Below are 15,615 nucleotides of genomic sequence, written 5' to 3'. Positions count from 1 at the left end.
CGCGGGTATCGGGGAAGCCCCTGAAAGATCACCCCTCACCCCGAGGCGCGCCGCCGCGATTTCAGGGTAGATCCCGATGGACCGGGGCGGCCGCGGCCCGCAGGATCGAAGGCATGGATACGACAACCCTCTCCAGCCAGCTCCGGCAGATGTGGGAGACCAGGCCGCTCCGGGCCCGCAACGCGCCGATCGCCGGCGTGTGCACGGGCTTCGCGCGCCGCTACCAGGTGGACGTCGCGCTGGTCCGCGCGGCGTTCATCGGGGCGACGGTGCTCGGCGGACTCGGTTTCGTCGCCTACATCGTCGGCGTCTTCGTGCTCCCCAAGGAGTCCGAGTACGCGTACGGCACGCCCGTGCAGCGTTCGGGCCCGCCGACCTTCGTCCTCATCATCGCGGCCGTGATCGCGGTGACCTTCGGCAGCGGTATGAGCTCCTCGTGGCCCGGTGCCGGACTCATCAGCCTCGCCCTGCTGGCGGCCGGGTGGTACGCGCTGCACCAGCGCCTGCCCGTGCCGCCGCCCGGCACCGCGGTCTCCACCCGGCTCGCGCCGGCGGCCCCCGTCGGGGCGTGGCAGCCGCCCGCGGCCCAGTTCGCCTGGCAGCCCGTGTGGACGCCGCCCGCCGATCCCCGGGCCACGGCGACACCCGCCCCCGAGGCGCCGAGGGCCGACGCACCGGCTCCGGAGCAGGCGCCGGAAGCGAGCCCCGCGGACGCGACCTCGCAGACCCCTCCGGCCCCGGCACCGTCGGAGCCCCTGAACCTGCGGAAGGCGCCGGCTCCCGAGGCCCCGCGCGTGCAGACGCAGGTGACCGAGGAGATCCATCCGCCGCGCTGGGATCCGCTGGGCGCCGCGCCCTTCGCGTGGGACCTGCCCGAACCGGCCGCGGCGCACGCCCCGGTCCCGGTGGAGCCCAAGCGCCGCACCCGGATCACGCCCGTCACGCTCGGCATCGCGCTACTCACCGCGGCGGCGATCGCGACCGTCGACCTCGTTCTCGGCGTGTCGATCTCGCCCGTCGTCGCCGCGGCGATCGTGCTCGGCGTGGTGGGCACCGGGCTCGTCGCGGGCGCCTTCCGGCGCAGCGGCTACGGTCTGCTCGCCGTCGCGATCCCCCTGGCGGGCTTCGTGATCGTGGGCACGATGGCGCAGAACGTGATGAGCGGTTTCGCCGACGCCCCGCGCGGCGACAAGCAGTTCGTGGTGCCCTCGCCCACCGACCTCCAGGAGCAGTACGTCCTGCAGGTGGGCTCGCTCCAGCTCGACCTGCGGCAGCTCACCCTCGACCACGACCGCACCGTGACCACCCGCGTGGGCGTGGGCGACACGCAGATCCAGATCCCCGCCGCGATGAACGTCAAGGTGCAGTGCCAGGTGTCGGTCGGGGACTCCGACTGCCCGACGGCCCTGAACAGCGTCGTGACCCCCGGCGCCCCCACCCTGACCATCGACGCCCAGGGCAACGTGGGCAATGTGGAGGTGAATCGTGTCCGCTGACAACAGCTCCGGCCGCGAGCGCGGAACGTCGCCCGCTCTCCTGGTCGCCGGGATCGCGGCCCTCGCGATCGCCGCCTGGGGAATCGTGGGCGGCCCCCGCCTCATCGACGCCGGCACCCTGCTCGGGATCCTCGCGATCGGCGCCGTCGTCGTGGCGGGGGTGACCCTGATCAGGCCGCGAAGAGGCTCCGATTCCGCGCCGCCCACTGCGCCAGGCTCATCGCCGGACGCCCACTGAGTTCCTCCACCAGCGAGTTCGCCTCCTGCCGGTACCGGCGGGAGGCGTCTTGCAGGTCCAGGTACCAGCCGGCCATGTCACCCATCTCCGAGCGGAGCGCCTCCTCGGCCGCCTCGCGACTGATCTGCTCGAAGCCGACCTCGCGGCCGATGCCCTCCCCGATCTGCGCGGCCATCTCGACGCGGGTGAGGAAGCTCGGGCCGGTCAGCTCGTAGACCTTCCCGACGTGCGCGGCGTGATCGTCGGCCGCGAGCAGCGCGGCGGCGACCGCCGCGATGTCGTCCATGGAGATCGGCGCGCTCCCCGCGTCCGGGTAGGGCTCGCGGACCACGCCCGCGGCGACCTGCCCCGCCCAGCCGGCGAAGTTCTCCATGAACTCGCCCGGGCCCAGCACCGTCACGTCGATGCCGCTCGCCAGGATCGTGTCGGTGAGCGCCTGCCAGTGCGCACTCCCGGAGGTGGCGACCACGTACCCGACGCCCGCGTCCCTCGCCCGGCGCAGCACCTCGGCGGCGGTGGGCTCGTACGGCGCGAGGTACATCCCGGTCACGCCCTCGAACGCGCCGTCGAGCGTCTCCGGCTTGCCGATGAAGCCACTGAAGGCCTCCACCCCGCTCGGCAGCGCCGCCTTCGCGGGGTTGGTGGTCAGCGCCCGGATGTCCGTGACACCCCTCGCCACCAGCTCGTCGACCACTTTCCGTCCGATGTTGCCCGTTGCACCCGTCACCAGAATCGTCATGGCATCGACGGTACCGGCGGCACCGGTCAGAACGCGTCCGCTATTCCCACTCGATGGTCCCCGGCGGCTTGCTCGTCACGTCGAGCACCACGCGGTTGACCTCTTCGACCTCGTTCGTGATGCGGGTCGAGATGATCTCGAGCGTCTCGTAGGGCACCCGCGTCCAGTCCGCGGTCATCGCATCCTCGGAGCTGACCGGGCGCAGCACGATCGGGTGGCCGTACGTGCGGCCGTCGCCCTGCACGCCCACGCTGCGGACATCGGCGAGCAGCACGACCGGGCACTGCCAGATGGTGCCGTCGAGGCCCGCGGCGGTGAGCTCCTCGCGCGCGATCGCGTCGGCCTTGCGCAGCAGGTCGAGGCGGTCCTTGGTGACCTCGCCGACGATGCGGATCGCCAGGCCCGGCCCGGGGAACGGCTGCCGGCCGACGATCTCCTCCGGCAGGCCCAGCTCACGGCCGACCGCGCGGACCTCGTCCTTGAACAGCAGGCGCAGCGGCTCGACGAGCGTGAACTCCAGGTCCTCCGGCAGCCCGCCCACGTTGTGGTGGCTCTTGATGTTCGCCGTGCCCGCGCCGCCGCCCGACTCCACGACGTCGGGGTACAGGGTGCCCTGAACGAGGAACTCCACCTTGGCGTCCGCCGTGCCGACGACCTCGGACACCGCGCCCTCGAAGGAGCGGATGAACAACTCGCCGATCGTCTTGCGCTTCGTCTCCGGGTCGGAGACACCCGCCAGGCGGGACAGGAAGGTCTCCTCGGCGTCCACCGTGACGAGGCGGGCGCCGGTCGCGGCGACGAAATCTGTCTGCACCTGCTCGCGCTCCCCCTGGCGCAGCAGGCCGTGATCGACGAAGACGCAGGTCAGTCGATCGCCGATGGCGCGCTGCACCAGCGCGGCAGCGACCGCCGAGTCGACGCCGCCGGACAGGCCGCAGATCGCGAGGCCGTTCTCGCCGACCTGGGCGCGCACGTCCTCGATCAGCTGCTCGGCGATGTTCGCCGCGGTCCAGGTGGGCTTCAGCCCGGCGATCTCGTACAGGAAGCGCGTGAGCACCTCCTGCCCGTGCGGGCTGTGGAGGACCTCCGGGTGGTACTGGACGCCCGCCATCCGCTTGCCGACGTTCTCGAACGCGGCCACCGGGGCGCCGGGCGTCGACGCCACCGTCGAGAAGCCCTCGGGCGCGACCTGCACGGCGTCGTTGTGGCTCATCCACACCGGCTGCTCGGCCGGGAGCCCCACGTGGAGGACACCGTCGCCCTGGGGGGTGAGGGTGGTGCGCCCGAACTCGCGCCCGCCCGTGTTGGCGACGGTGCCGCCGAGGGCCCGGGCCATCATCTGGAAGCCGTAACAGATACCGAAGACCGGGACGCCGAGGTCGAAGACCGCGGGATCGAGGTTGGGCGCGTCCTCCGCGTACACCGACGCGGGGCCGCCCGACAGCACGATGGCGGCGGGGTTCTTGGCGCGCACCTCCTCGGCGGTGATGGTGTGCGGCACCACCTCCGAGTAGATCCGCGCCTCGCGGACGCGGCGCGCGATCAGCTGCGCGTACTGCGCGCCGAAGTCGACGACCAGAACGGGGTTGGGTGAGGAGTCCGTCACCCGGCTCAGTCTAGTCGCGGGCGGGGCCGCGCTCCGACAGCGGGCGGGACATCAGGGCACGTCGACGAGCTCCCAGAGCGGCACGTGGGCGTACCAGGGGAACTCGTCGGGCGTGACGCGGACCCGGCGCCCGGCGAGGATCGCCTCGTTCTCGCCCCGCGCGTGCGGGGAGAGGACGTCGATCGCCGCCTCGGCGACCCGGTGGACGTCGGCCTCGTCGAACCGGGCCCAGAGCACCCGGCACCGTCGGTCGGCGGACGGGGTCCCGGGGTGCTCGATCGCCCACTGCCGCAGCAGCGACGGGTCCTCCGGGGAGCTCGCGAACTCGAACCGGGCCGAACCCGCGCCCAGCCGGTCGGCGATGGACGCGGTGACGCGCGGCTCGTCGTCGGGCCGGATGAGGACGGTGACGAGGGGGAATCCTGCGGACATGCGGTCACGCTACGGCGGAGGCACGACCGCCGTCATCAGGGTTTCTCCGGGTTCCGCCCCGGATAACGCGGGGTCTAGGCCTCCCGGCGGCGGACGATCTCGGCGATCCAGATCGGCGCGAAGGGCGAGGTGCAGCCCTTCGACACCGGGTAGTCCGCGAGCACCTGCAGGTCCTCGCCGATGGCGACGGCGCGGGCGCGGCGGGACTCGTCCTCGATGCCGATCGTCGCGAGCGTCTCGTTCATGGCCCACTGCAGCTTCGGCTCCGCGTCGCGCATCTCGCGGGCGATGGTGTCGAGGAGGGCGTCGCGATCGAGGTCCGCGGTGGTCACCGCGTGCGTCGTGAGCGCCCAGCCGGCCGCCCGGACGCGCGGATCGTCGGCTCCCCACCACCGCTCGCGCAGGGCGGGGGCGTGCGGCGACTTCTTCACCAGATAGTTCAGCAGCCAGTCGTGCGCCTTGTCGCTGCGCGCAGTACGCAGCATCGCGTCCAGCTCGTCCGCGGTGAACTGCTTCGGCTTCGCGATGAGCAGGGCCACCAGCTGCGCCGCGACGTCGCCGGAGTCCCACAGCTCGCCCGCCAGCTCGCGGTCGGTACCGAGCGACTTCGCCAGCGCCCGCAGCTTCGTCAGGTTCACCCCGTGCGGGTCGCCGTGCCGCTCGTTGACGGCCCGAGCCTTCGGGTCCTCCAGCGCCGCCAGCTCGGCCACGATCTCATCGACTCGCGTCATGTCCCGAGGTTAGCGCTGACGAAAGTCGAGTCCTGCGGGCAGGCGAGGCGAATACTGCCTCGGTGCGCCGTTGAACTCGACTTTCGGAAACCGTGACCGGCTCAGGCCTGCGACTCCTGCGCCGGCCGCACCTTCGGCAGGGGCAGCAACAGCTGGCCGGGCGCGCCCGCGGGCACGGCGGGCGACTTCGGCGCGGTCGGGGCGATGCGCTGGTAGCCGGTGCCCTGCGCGGGACGCGGGTCCTGCTCGCCCTTGTTCGGCCACAGCGCCGCGGCGCGCTCGGCCTGCGCGGCGATCGACAGCGACGGGTTGACGCCGAGGTTCGCGGAGATGGCGGCACCGTCGACGACGAACAGCGACGGGTAGTTGTGGATGCGGTGGTACGGGTCGATGACGCCGGTCTCGGGCGTCTCCGAAATCGCTGCACCGCCGAGGAAGTGGGCGGTCATCGGGACGTTGAAGATGTCGCCCCAGGTGCCGCCGGCCACGCCGTTCAGCTTCTCCGCACCGATCCGTGCGGCCTCGTTGCCCGCGGGGATCCACGTCGGGTTCGGCGCGCCGTGGCCCTGTTTGGAGACCATCCGCCGCTTCTTCGAGCCGGGGATCTTCTTGGTGTAGGTCGTGATCGAGTTGTCGAGGCTCTGCATCACTAGCAGGATCAGCACGCGCTGGCCCCAGTCCTTCTGCGTGAGCAGCAGTTTGAGGTCGGTCGGCTTCTTGGCGAGCCCCTTGAGGAAGCCGCCGAGGCGGGTGCGCTTCTCGCCGCCGTCGACGAGGAGGGTCTGCAGCAGGCCCATGGCGTTGCGGCCCGGGCCGTAGCGGACGGGCTCGATGTGGGTGTCGGGCGTCGGGTAGAAGGAGCTGGTGATCGCGACGCCCTGCGAGAGGTCCTGCGAGGGGTCGGCGACCGTACGCGCCGAACCCAGGATCGACTCCGAGTTGGTGCGGGTGAGCACTCCGAGCCGGTCCGACAGCTTCGGCAGCGCGCCGGTGTCCTTGAGCGAGTGCAGCAGCGTCTGCGTGCCCCAGGTGCCGGCGGCGAAGACCACGTTGTCGGCGGTGTAGACGGTGCGGTTCTTGCGCGCGACGGCACCGGTGCGCACCGTCGACACCTCCCAGACGCCCTTGCGGCCCTCCCGCAGCGCGGTCACCGTCGTCATCGGGATGAACCGCGCGCCGCCCGCCTCCGCGAGGTGGATGTAGTTCTTCATCAGCGTGTTCTTGGCGCCCACGCGGCAGCCCGACATGCACTGGCCGCACTCGGTGCAGCCCGTGCGGGCGGGGCCGGCGCCGCCGAAGAACGGGTCGGCGTCGGTGCGGCCCGGCTGGTTGAAGTACACGCCGACCGGGGTCTCAGTGAACGTGTCCGCGACACCCATCTCCTCCGCGATCTGCTTGATCACGCGGTCCGACGGGGTCTCGTGCGGGTTCTTCACCACACCCAGCATGCGGCGGGCCTGGTCGTAGTACGGACTCAGCTCGTCGTCCCAGTCGGTGATGTGCTTCCACTGCGGGTCGTTGAAGAACGGCGCCGGCGGCTTGTACAGCGTGTTCGCGTAGTTCAGCGAGCCGCCGCCCACGCCGGCGCCGGCGAGGACCACGGCGTCGTTGAGCAGGTGGATCCGCTGGATGCCGTACAGGCCCAGCTTCGGCGCCCAGACGAACTTCTTGAGGTTCCAGGTGCTCTCGGCGAAGTCCTCGTCCTCGAAGCGCTGACCGGCCTCGAGCACGCCGACGCGGTAGCCCTTCTCCGTCAGGCGCAGCGCCGTGACGCTGCCACCGAACCCGGACCCGATCACGAGCACGTCGAAATGGTCGCCCGACTTCTGCCCGACTGCCTTGGCCATCTGGAACCCCTCACCCGTCCGTGGCGGACATGTGTCACCGGACCGCGGCTGAAACGGCCCTACTGACGGGTAACGGTACTACTAAACCCCACTCAATAACAGGGCTTCGCGTTCAGTACGCGACGTTGAGGCCCACCTTCTGGAACTCCTTGAGCTCGCTGTAGCCGGCCTTGGCCATCGACCGGCGCAGGCCGCCGACCAGGTTCAACTGGCCGTTCGGCTCCGTCGACGGGCCGGTGAGGATGGTCGAGAGCGACGGGGCGGTGCCGGCGGCGGCGCCCTCCCCCGCATCGAGCCCACCGAGCTGCGCGGGCGCGACCGCGCCGCGCGGCATCGACGGGTGCGCGGCCACCGACGGCCAGTACCAGCCCTTGCCCGGCGCCTCGGCGGCGATCGCCAGCGGCGCGCCCAGCATCGTGGCGTCGGCGCCGCACGCGATCGCGCGGGCGACGTCGCCGGAGCTGTAGATGTCGCCGTCGGCGATCACGTGCACGTACCGGCCGCCGGTCTCGTCGAGGTAGTCCCGGCGGGCCGCCGCCGCGTCCGCGATGGCGGTCGCCATCGGGACGCCGATACCGAGCACCTCGCGGGTGGTGGTGGCGCCCTCGGCGGAGCCGTAGCCCACGATGACGCCGGCGGCGCCCGTGCGCATCAGGTGCAGCGCGGTGCGGTGATCGCTCACGCCGCCCGCCACGACGGGGACGTCGAGGTCACCGATGAAGGTCTTCAGGTTGAGCGGCTCTCCCGCCGACTCCTCGTTGGAGACGTGCTCGGCGGAGATGATCGTGCCGTGGATGACCAGCAGGTCGATGCCCGCCTTGACCAGCACCGGCGTCAGCTCGCGGGCCCGCTGCGGCGAGACCCGCACGGCCACCGTCACCCCGGCGTCGCGGACCCGGCCGACGGCCGCGGCCAGCAGCTCGGGATCGAGCGGCGCGGCGTGCAGCTCCTGCAGGCGGCGGATCGCCGCGATGCCGGTGATGTCGGACGCGGCGAGCTCGACGACCCGCTCCAGCTGGGCCTCGGCGTCGCGGTGCCGGGAGAACAGGCCCTCCGCGTTGAGCACGCCCAGGCCGCCCAGCTTGCCGAGCTCGATCGCGAACTCCGGCGAGCCGATCGCGTCCGTCGGGTGCGAGAGGATCGGGGTGTCGAAGCGGTACGCGTCGAGCTGCCAGGAGGTGGACACCTCCTTCGAGGAACGGGTGCGCCGCGAGGGGACGATGTTCACGTCCTGCAGCTCGTAGGTGCGCCGGGCCGTGCGGCCCATGCCGATCTCAACCATGTCGCGCAACGCGCTCAGTCCTTCCGGTTCCGGAGCGACCGCTCCGAATGTGCCTGTTCAGCAGGGTTCTAGCGCGTGTAGTTCGGCGCCTCGACCGTCATCGTGATGTCGTGCGGGTGCGATTCTTTCAGACCCGCCGCCGTGATCTGCACGAACTGGGCGCGGTTGAGGTCCTCGATGGTCTGGCTGCCGGTGTAGCCCATGGCCGCGCGGAGGCCGCCGGTGAGCTGGTGGATCACGGAGCCGAGCGGGCCGCGGAAGGGCACGCGGCCCTCGATGCCCTCGGGGACCAGCTTGTCCTCCGAGAGCACGTCGTCCTGGAAGTAGCGGTCCTTGGAGTAGGACTTGCCCTGGCCGCGCCCCTGCATGGCGCCGAGGCTGCCCATGCCGCGGTAGCTCTTGAACTGCTTCCCGCCGACGAGGATGAGCTCGCCGGGCGACTCCGCGGTGCCCGCGAGCAGCGAGCCGAGCATCGCCGTCGACGCACCGGCCGCGAGGGCCTTCGCCACGTCGCCCGAGAACTGCAGGCCGCCGTCCGCGATGACGGGCACGCCCGCCGGCGCACACGCCGCGGTGGCCTCGAGGATCGCCGTGATCTGCGGGGCGCCGACGCCGGCGACCACGCGGGTGGTGCAGATGGAGCCGGGGCCCACGCCCACCTTGACCCCGTCGACGCCGGCCGCGACCAACGCCGCCGCTCCGCCACGGGTGGCGACGTTGCCGCCGATGAGCTGCACGTCGTCGCCCAACTCGTGCTTGAGCTTCTCGATCATGTTGAGCACGCCGCTCGAGTGGCCGTGCGCGGAGTCCACCACCAGCACGTCGACGCCGGCGTCACGCAGCGCCATCGCGCGCTCCCACGCCTCGTCGCCCGCGCCGACCGCGGCGCCGACCAGTAGGCGGCCGTCGGAGTCCTTCGTCGCGTTCGGGTGCTGCTCGGTCTTGACGAAGTCCTTGACGGTGATGAGGCCGGTCAGCTTGCCGCTGCCGTCCACGATGGGCAGCTTCTCGATCTTGTGCCGGCGCAGCAGGCCCAGCGCGGCCTCGGCCGTGACGCCCTCCTGCGCGGTAATCAGCGGCGTCTTCGTCATCACCTCGGCGACGGGGCGGTCGAAGTCGACCTCGAAGCGCATGTCGCGGTTGGTGATGATGCCGACCAGCGTGCCCTTCTCGTCCGTGACGGGCAGGCCGGAGATGCGGAACCGGGCGCACATCTCGTCGACCTCGCGGAGCGTGTTCGACGGGCTGCACGTCACCGGATCGGTGACCATGCCGGCCTCGGAGCGCTTGACCGTCTCGACCTGCTGCGCCTGCGCCTCGATGGACAGGTTGCGGTGCAGCACGCCCATGCCTCCGTTGCGGGCCATCGCGATGGCCATGCGGGCCTCGGTGACGGTGTCCATGGCGGAGCTGATGAGCGGCACCTTGAGCGTGATCTCGCGGGTGAGCTTGGTGGAGATGTCGACCCCCGACGGGATCACGTCGGAGGCGGCGGGGACGAGCAGGACGTCGTCGAAGGTGAGGCCGAGCATCGCGACCTTCGCGGGGTCGTCGCCCCCGATGAAAACGTTGCCGGATGTGGGCGCGGGAGAGGCGGAGCGCGTCATGTATCCATGGTACGCGGCGGATTCCTGCACTCGTACAGCGCGTGTGACTGGCCTTCCCCGGGCATTTCTGCGTACCGTGGGGACGTGCGCAACAATCTTCCCCCCGGCCTCCCGCCGGATCCGTTCGCCGACGACCCGAGCGATCCGACGGCCGCGCTGGACTCGCTCGACCCAGGTCAGCCCCTCGATCCCGCCGAACGACTCGCCGTCGAGGAGGACCTGGCGGACCTCTCCGTCTACGAGGCTCTGCTCGCGCACCGCGGCGTCCGCGGCCTGGTGATCTGTTGCGACGACTGTCAGGAAGATCACTACCACGACTGGGACATGCTGCGCGCGAACCTGCTGCAGCTGCTGGTCGACGGCACCGTCCGGCCCCATGAGCCCGCCTACGATCCGGCGCCCGACGCCTACGTCACCTGGGACTACTGCCGCGGCTACGCCGATGCGGCGATGAACCTCGCGAACGAGGAATGATCCGGCGATAGCGCACTGAAGCACATGACGAAGGCCCCCACCGCTGCGGTGGGGGCCTTCGTCGTCCTGCGCTGCGACGCCCGTCAGCGGGGGAACCACTCCTCGGGCACGATCGTCAGCACCGAGGTGGACGCGGCCGTCGTCGTCGTGGCGGTCGGCCGGGGACGCGGGGTCGTCGTCGTGGTCGTCGGTGCAGTCGTCGTGGTCGTCGGCGCGTCACTCGTCGGCGTGGTGGTCGTCGGCTCCGTCGATGTGGGCTCCGGCGTCGTCGTCGGCACGGTCGTCGTGGGCGTGGTCGGCCGAGTCGGGTACGTCGGCCGGGTCGGGTACGTCGGGACCGTCACCGTCGGCTCCGTCGTCGACATCGGCGGGACCGACGGCGAGGACGTCGGTGACGGCGGTCGCGTCGACGTGGGCAGGTCGGTGGACCCGACCGGCAACCCGGCACGCGCCTCCGCGGCACGGATCCGCTCCTCGAGCGCGGCGCGATCCTTGTCGTTCTTCACCTTCGCAGCCTGCTGTCGGGCACTGACCAGCGCGGCCTGCGCCTCCGCCTGGTTGCTGGAGTCGATCGCGTTGTCCGCGCTCTCGAGCTGCGCCTTCGCCTCCGAGGTGGCGATCGTCTGCGAGGCGGCGTCGGAGAAGACGACCTCCTTGACGCTCCACAGCGCGCCGTCGCCCGGGCTCGCGGAGTTCACGAGCACCGTGCCGCCGCCGAGGAGCGCGACCGCGGCGGCGGCCGCACCCGCCACCAGGCCGAAGCGCTTGCGCCGCGAAGGGGCGTCGCCGATCGGCGTGACGTCACCGTCACCGTCGCCCGACGGTGCGCCGTCGCCCGACGGTGCGAGGGGCGGGGGCGCAGGACGAGCGGGCCGCGCCGGCCGGAAGCCCCGCGTGCGGCGCCCCGCCCCAGTGGCGGCGACCAGCTCGTCCACCGACGGGCCGGCCGGGACCGGCGTGGTGACGATCTCGTCGCGCCAGTCCGCGAGGAGAGACGCGAGCGCGAACTCGGTCTGGTCCGCGGTGGTGACGGCCCCGCCGGCGGCGAGCGCCTCGATCAGATCGTCGTCGCGGCGGACCGCGGCCACGTCGACGGGTGCCCCGTCGTCGGTGACGCGGTCGATGAAGCCGGTGTCGTCGGCTCCCAGATCGCGGGGCGCACCGGGCCGCATCGGGCGCATCGGCGGACCCAGACGGTGAGCGGCCGTGCGCTCGGGGTCATGCGGGTCGAAGCGCCCGTGGTTCTCGCCCCGCTTGTCGTTGTCGTCGGCCATGTCAGTTCTCACCTTCTTTCGCGATCTGGTTCTTCAGCTTGGTCAGCGCGCGATGCTGGGCCACGCGGACGGCACCGGCGGTGCCGCCCACCGCCTCCGCGGTCTCCTCGGCCGACAGGCCGACGACCACGCGGAGGATCAGGATCTCGCGCTGCTTCTCGGGGAGCGTGCTCAGCAGTCGGGCCATGTCCCGGCTCGCCTCGGTGGCGAGCGCGTGGTTCTCGGGCCCGCCTTCCAGCGACGCTCTCTCTGGAATCTCGCCGACGGGGTCGGATTTGTTACGCGAGGCGTTCCGGAAGCCGTCCGCGACCTTGTGCGCGGCGATGCCGTACACGAACGCCATGAAGGGACGCCCCTGGTCCTGATAACGGGGCAGCGCCGTCATCACAGCCATGCACACCTCCTGCGCGAGATCCTCAGCCGACAGCGAGTGACGCTCGCCGCCCCCGACCCGGGCGCGGCAGTACCGCACGACGAGAGGTCGGATGGTGTCGAGAACATCTGCGAGCGCGGACCTGTCGCCCTGCGCTGCTTCGCGCACGGCCCGGTCGAGCTCCTCACCTGTCAGATTCATCGCCAGCCTGCATTCCGCCGTTACACCCCTGCCAGATCCGCGCCATCACGAATCCATTCCTCCTCGACAGCAGCGACGATCCGCGCCGCCTCCGCCCCCGGCTCCTCTCCTGACGTGCCACTCATCATTTTCGCACCGGCCCACCTTAGAGGATTCAACACCGACTCGGTGGCGACCCGGTACGCGTTCTCGACGAGTTCCGCGGCCCGGTCGGCCTCCCCCGAGGCCATTGCCGCGGCACCCGCGATGAGGAGCGTCTTCGCGTGATGACGCGGTCGCCCCACCCCGGGATCGGCCGCGAGCAGGGCGTCGACGGCGCCGGCCGCCCCCGCGGTGTCCCCCGAGTACACGGCCAGCTCAGCGGCGACCCAGTCCCTGCGCAGCCGGGCGCGGGGCACCGTCCACCACGGATTCGACGACGGCGCCGCAGCACCTTCCCCGGCACTCCCCGCCGCACCGGTGTCGTGCGCCGCGAGATGCTCGTCGGCACGCGCCAGGAGGCGAGCGCTGAGCGCGTACCGCCCGGTCCCCAGCGCATCCGCAGCGAGGCCCACCGTCGCATCGATCGTCAATGCCACGCTCATGCCGTACACAGGTTGTTCACACCCTGTGTATGCAATCGCCAATGCGGCGCCGTCGGGAACCGTGGCGGCGCGGTGCCGGCCGGACTGTCGCAGCATCGACGCCTCGAGGCAGCGGGCGGCGGAGCCGAAGGGACCGTCGGACACCCGGGCGGCGAGGACCCGCGCGGCGGCGAACCTCCCCGCGCCCGCGAGCGCCACGGCCCGCAGCCACGCCCGGCCCTGGGGACCGTCGAGCGGGCCGACGGGACCGCAGTCCGCTCCGAAAGCCGCCCCGAGGAGCGCCTCCGTGGAGGCGCCCGAGTGTCCAGTTTCCAAAGATTTAACCTTCCAGAATTTGCAGGCGTGACAATGGATCACCGGCACCGTTCAGGGACGCTGACGTTACCGGCGTGTAAGACGATTCCGGCTCCAGATCCGCCGCCCAACGCACCATCGTTACGGTGTACGACAATTCAAAACATAGCACTACCAGCACGAACACACAGCAGGACACTCGGTTCACAGTCGCAATTCCTCAGGTGCACACCGATGTAATGAATGAACACGACGTTAATTCTCACGCTGATCGAATCACCCCCCGGATATCCCGGAACGGGTTGACCTTCGTCTGGCGAACTGCCTACGGTGAGCACGCGAGAGGAACAACGACGTTTCCACGCCCGCGAGAACGCCGAGTGTCTGGAGAATGCGCATGCCTCAACCCAACGAGCTCCCCGGTCCCAACTCGGACTTCTGGGACTGGCAGATGCATGGCGTGTGTCGCGGGGTCGACAGCTCGGTGTTCTTCCATCCCGACGGCGAACGCGGCCGCGCCCGTGCGCAGCGCGAGCGGCGCGCCAAGGAGCTGTGCCGCACCTGCCCCGTTCTCGCCCAGTGCCGCGCCCACGCGATCACCGTCGCCGAGCCCTACGGCATCTGGGGCGGCCTGTCGGAGTCGGAGCGCGCCGCACTCGCCGCGAAGTCGCGGGTGAAGACCAGCCGCATCGCCGGCTGACGCCGAACGCAGGGAGCGCCCCCGACCTCGCGGTCGGGGGCGCTCCCGTTGCTCGAGCGGCGCTCGGGCTACGCGCTAGTGCGCGTGGCCCGCGTGCGCGTCCTCCGGCTCGTCCGCCGGCTTGTCGACGACGGTGGCCTCGGTGGTGAGGATCATCCGCGCCACGGACGCGGCGTTCACCACGGCGCTGCGGGTGACCTTCACCGGGTCGATGACGCCGTCGGCGATGAGGTCGCCGAAGACCAGCGTGGCGGCGTTGAAGCCCTTGCCGGTCTCGGTCACCTGGTTGACGATGACCGCACCGTCCTCGCCGGCGTTGGTGGCGATCCAGTACAGCGGGGCGGTCAGCGCGCGCCGGAAGGCACGCACACCCAGCTTGACGTCGCCCTCGGCGCCGTCCTCGAGGTCGGCCAGCTGCGCGCTGACCTTCACCAGCGCGGTGCCGCCGCCGGAGACGATGCCCTCCTCGACCGCGGCGCGCGCGGCGGAGACGGCGTCCTCGACGCGGTGCTTGCGCTCCTTGAGTTCGGTCTCGGTGTGCGCGCCCACGCGGATCACAGCCACGCCGCCGGCCAGCTTCGCGAGGCGCTCGGAGAGCTTCTCGCGGTCCCAGTCGGAGTCGCTGTTCTCGATCTCGGCCTTGATCTGCGCCGCGCGCTGCTTGACGTCCTCCGAGGAGCCGGCACCGTCGACGATGGTGGTGGCGTCCTTGGTCACCTCGACGCGCCGGGCGCTGCCCAGCAGATCGATGCCGGCCGTGGCCAGGCTCAGGCCCAGGTCGGTGTTGATGACGGTGCCGCCGGTGACGATGGCGAGATCCTCGAGGAAGGCCTTGCGGCGATCACCGAAGAACGGCGCCTTCACGGCGACGGCGCGGATGGTCTTGCGCAGGGTGTTGAGCACCAGGGTCGACAGGGGCTCGCCCTCGACGTCCTCGGCGACGATCAGCACCGGCTTGCCGGTCTCGAGGATCTTCTCGAGCAGCGGCAGGAAGTCGGGCAGCGACGTGATCTTGTCGCGGACCAGCAGCACCAGGGCGTCGTCGAAGACGACCTTGCGCTCCTCGAGGTCCGTGACGAAGTTCGGGGAGATGTAGCCCTTGTCGAACTGCACGCCCTCGGTCACGACGACGTCGGTCTCGACGCCCGAGCTCTCCTCGATCGTGACGACGCCGTCGGCGCCGACCTTGGTCATCGCGGAGCCGATCATCGCGCCCAGCTCCGCATCGCGCGAGCTGACGGTCGCGACCTGCGCGATCGCCTTCTCGCCGTCGACCGGGGTCGCCTGCGAGACCAGGATCTCGGCGGCCTTGTCCGCCGCCGCGCCGATGCCCTTGCCGAACTCGATCGGGTTGGCGCCGGCCGCGACGTTGCGCAGGCCCTCCTTGACGATCGCCTGTGCGAGCACGGTGGCGGTCGTGGTGCCGTCGCCGGCGATGTCGTTGGTCTTGGTCGCCACGGACTTCACCAGCTGGGCGCCCAGGTTCTCGACCGGGTCCTCCAGCTCGATCTCCTTGGCGATGGTCACGCCGTCGTTGGTGACGACGGGGCCGCCGAAGGCCTTCGCCAGCACCACGTGGCGGCCACGGGGGCCGAGGGTGACCTTGACCGCGTCGGCGAGCTCGTCGACACCGGCCTCCAGGCTGCGGCGCGCCGACTCGTCGAATGCGATTTGCTTAGCCATGTTTCAAAGCTCCTCAAGCTCTGCGGAAACGGCCGGACCGCCCCCTCCCCGGCG

General features: G+C 71.2%; 14 protein-coding genes. 3 read left to right on the top strand and 11 right to left on the bottom strand.

Going from position 1 to position 15,615, the window contains the following annotated elements:
• Positions 1 to 113 precede the first annotated feature (113 nt).
• The gene (locus ACM9LD_RS00220; protein ID WP_415674813.1) at positions 114 to 1,496 is read left to right on the top strand and encodes a PspC domain-containing protein; all 1,383 of its coding nucleotides are present in this window, start codon (positions 114 to 116) and stop codon (positions 1,494 to 1,496) included.
• A gap of 170 nt (positions 1,497 to 1,666) precedes the next feature.
• Here ACM9LD_RS00220 and ACM9LD_RS00215 read toward each other — a convergent pair whose 3' ends face one another.
• The 7 genes from ACM9LD_RS00215 to guaB form a co-directional block, all read right to left on the bottom strand.
• Entirely contained in the window at positions 1,667 to 2,473 is an 807-nt protein-coding gene (locus ACM9LD_RS00215) for an SDR family oxidoreductase (protein WP_415674812.1), read from the bottom strand.
• 40 nt (positions 2,474 to 2,513) lie between these two features.
• Positions 2,514 to 4,079, bottom strand: coding sequence for a glutamine-hydrolyzing GMP synthase (gene guaA / locus ACM9LD_RS00210; RefSeq protein WP_415674811.1), 1,566 nt, complete (start codon positions 4,077 to 4,079; stop codon positions 2,514 to 2,516).
• A 51-nt stretch (positions 4,080 to 4,130) separates the two neighbouring features.
• A complete protein-coding gene (locus ACM9LD_RS00205) occupies positions 4,131 to 4,511 on the bottom strand; it encodes a hypothetical protein (RefSeq protein WP_415674810.1) in 381 nt (126 codons plus the stop codon).
• Between the two features lie 74 nt (positions 4,512 to 4,585).
• Positions 4,586 to 5,242, bottom strand: a complete 657-nt coding sequence (locus ACM9LD_RS00200) for a DNA alkylation repair protein (RefSeq protein ID WP_415674809.1) — start codon at positions 5,240 to 5,242, stop codon at positions 4,586 to 4,588.
• A 101-nt stretch (positions 5,243 to 5,343) separates the two neighbouring features.
• Positions 5,344 to 7,089, bottom strand: a complete 1,746-nt coding sequence (locus ACM9LD_RS00195) for a GMC family oxidoreductase N-terminal domain-containing protein (RefSeq protein ID WP_415674808.1) — start codon at positions 7,087 to 7,089, stop codon at positions 5,344 to 5,346.
• Positions 7,090 to 7,201: 112 nt separating this feature from the next.
• Positions 7,202 to 8,380 (bottom strand): GuaB3 family IMP dehydrogenase-related protein, encoded by a 1,179-nt coding sequence (locus tag ACM9LD_RS00190; protein WP_415674807.1) that lies wholly within the window; start codon positions 8,378 to 8,380, stop codon positions 7,202 to 7,204.
• Between the two features lie 59 nt (positions 8,381 to 8,439).
• On the bottom strand, positions 8,440 to 9,978 hold the full coding sequence (gene guaB, locus ACM9LD_RS00185; protein WP_415674806.1) for an IMP dehydrogenase: 1,539 nt from the start codon (positions 9,976 to 9,978) through the stop codon (positions 8,440 to 8,442).
• Between the two features lie 84 nt (positions 9,979 to 10,062).
• On the opposite strand from guaB, the gene ACM9LD_RS00180 reads away from it, so the two are divergent.
• Positions 10,063 to 10,452 (top strand): DUF5319 domain-containing protein, encoded by a 390-nt coding sequence (locus ACM9LD_RS00180; RefSeq protein WP_068522523.1) that lies wholly within the window; start codon positions 10,063 to 10,065, stop codon positions 10,450 to 10,452.
• Positions 10,453 to 10,535: 83 nt separating this feature from the next.
• Here ACM9LD_RS00180 and ACM9LD_RS00175 read toward each other — a convergent pair whose 3' ends face one another.
• Genes ACM9LD_RS00175 through ACM9LD_RS00165 form a run of 3 tightly spaced genes read right to left on the bottom strand, consistent with a single transcriptional unit; the run spans position 10,536 to position 13,199 of the window.
• On the bottom strand, positions 10,536 to 11,726 hold the full coding sequence (locus ACM9LD_RS00175; RefSeq protein ID WP_415674805.1) for an anti-sigma-D factor RsdA: 1,191 nt from the start codon (positions 11,724 to 11,726) through the stop codon (positions 10,536 to 10,538).
• A gap of 1 nt (position 11,727) precedes the next feature.
• The gene (locus ACM9LD_RS00170; protein ID WP_415674804.1) at positions 11,728 to 12,300 is read right to left on the bottom strand and encodes a sigma-70 family RNA polymerase sigma factor; all 573 of its coding nucleotides are present in this window, start codon (positions 12,298 to 12,300) and stop codon (positions 11,728 to 11,730) included.
• Between the two features lie 20 nt (positions 12,301 to 12,320).
• The gene (locus ACM9LD_RS00165; protein ID WP_415674803.1) at positions 12,321 to 13,199 is read right to left on the bottom strand and encodes a hypothetical protein; all 879 of its coding nucleotides are present in this window, start codon (positions 13,197 to 13,199) and stop codon (positions 12,321 to 12,323) included.
• A gap of 376 nt (positions 13,200 to 13,575) precedes the next feature.
• On the opposite strand from ACM9LD_RS00165, the gene ACM9LD_RS00160 reads away from it, so the two are divergent.
• A complete protein-coding gene (locus ACM9LD_RS00160) occupies positions 13,576 to 13,878 on the top strand; it encodes a WhiB family transcriptional regulator (RefSeq protein ID WP_415674802.1) in 303 nt (100 codons plus the stop codon).
• 75 nt (positions 13,879 to 13,953) lie between these two features.
• Here the strand turns inward: ACM9LD_RS00160 and groL are convergent, their stop codons facing one another.
• Positions 13,954 to 15,561: a chaperonin GroEL gene (gene groL, locus ACM9LD_RS00155; RefSeq protein WP_415674801.1), complete on the bottom strand. Its 1,608-nt coding sequence runs from the start codon at positions 15,559 to 15,561 to the stop codon at positions 13,954 to 13,956.
• Between the last annotated feature and the right edge of the window lie 54 nt (positions 15,562 to 15,615).

The sequence above is a fragment of the Tsukamurella hominis genome, from assembly GCF_965137015.1.
GTDB classification, from domain to species: domain Bacteria; phylum Actinomycetota; class Actinomycetes; order Mycobacteriales; family Mycobacteriaceae; genus Tsukamurella; species Tsukamurella hominis.
The sequence above is the reverse complement of the archived record's forward strand: the minus strand, read 5'-3'. Positions and strand labels throughout refer to the sequence as shown.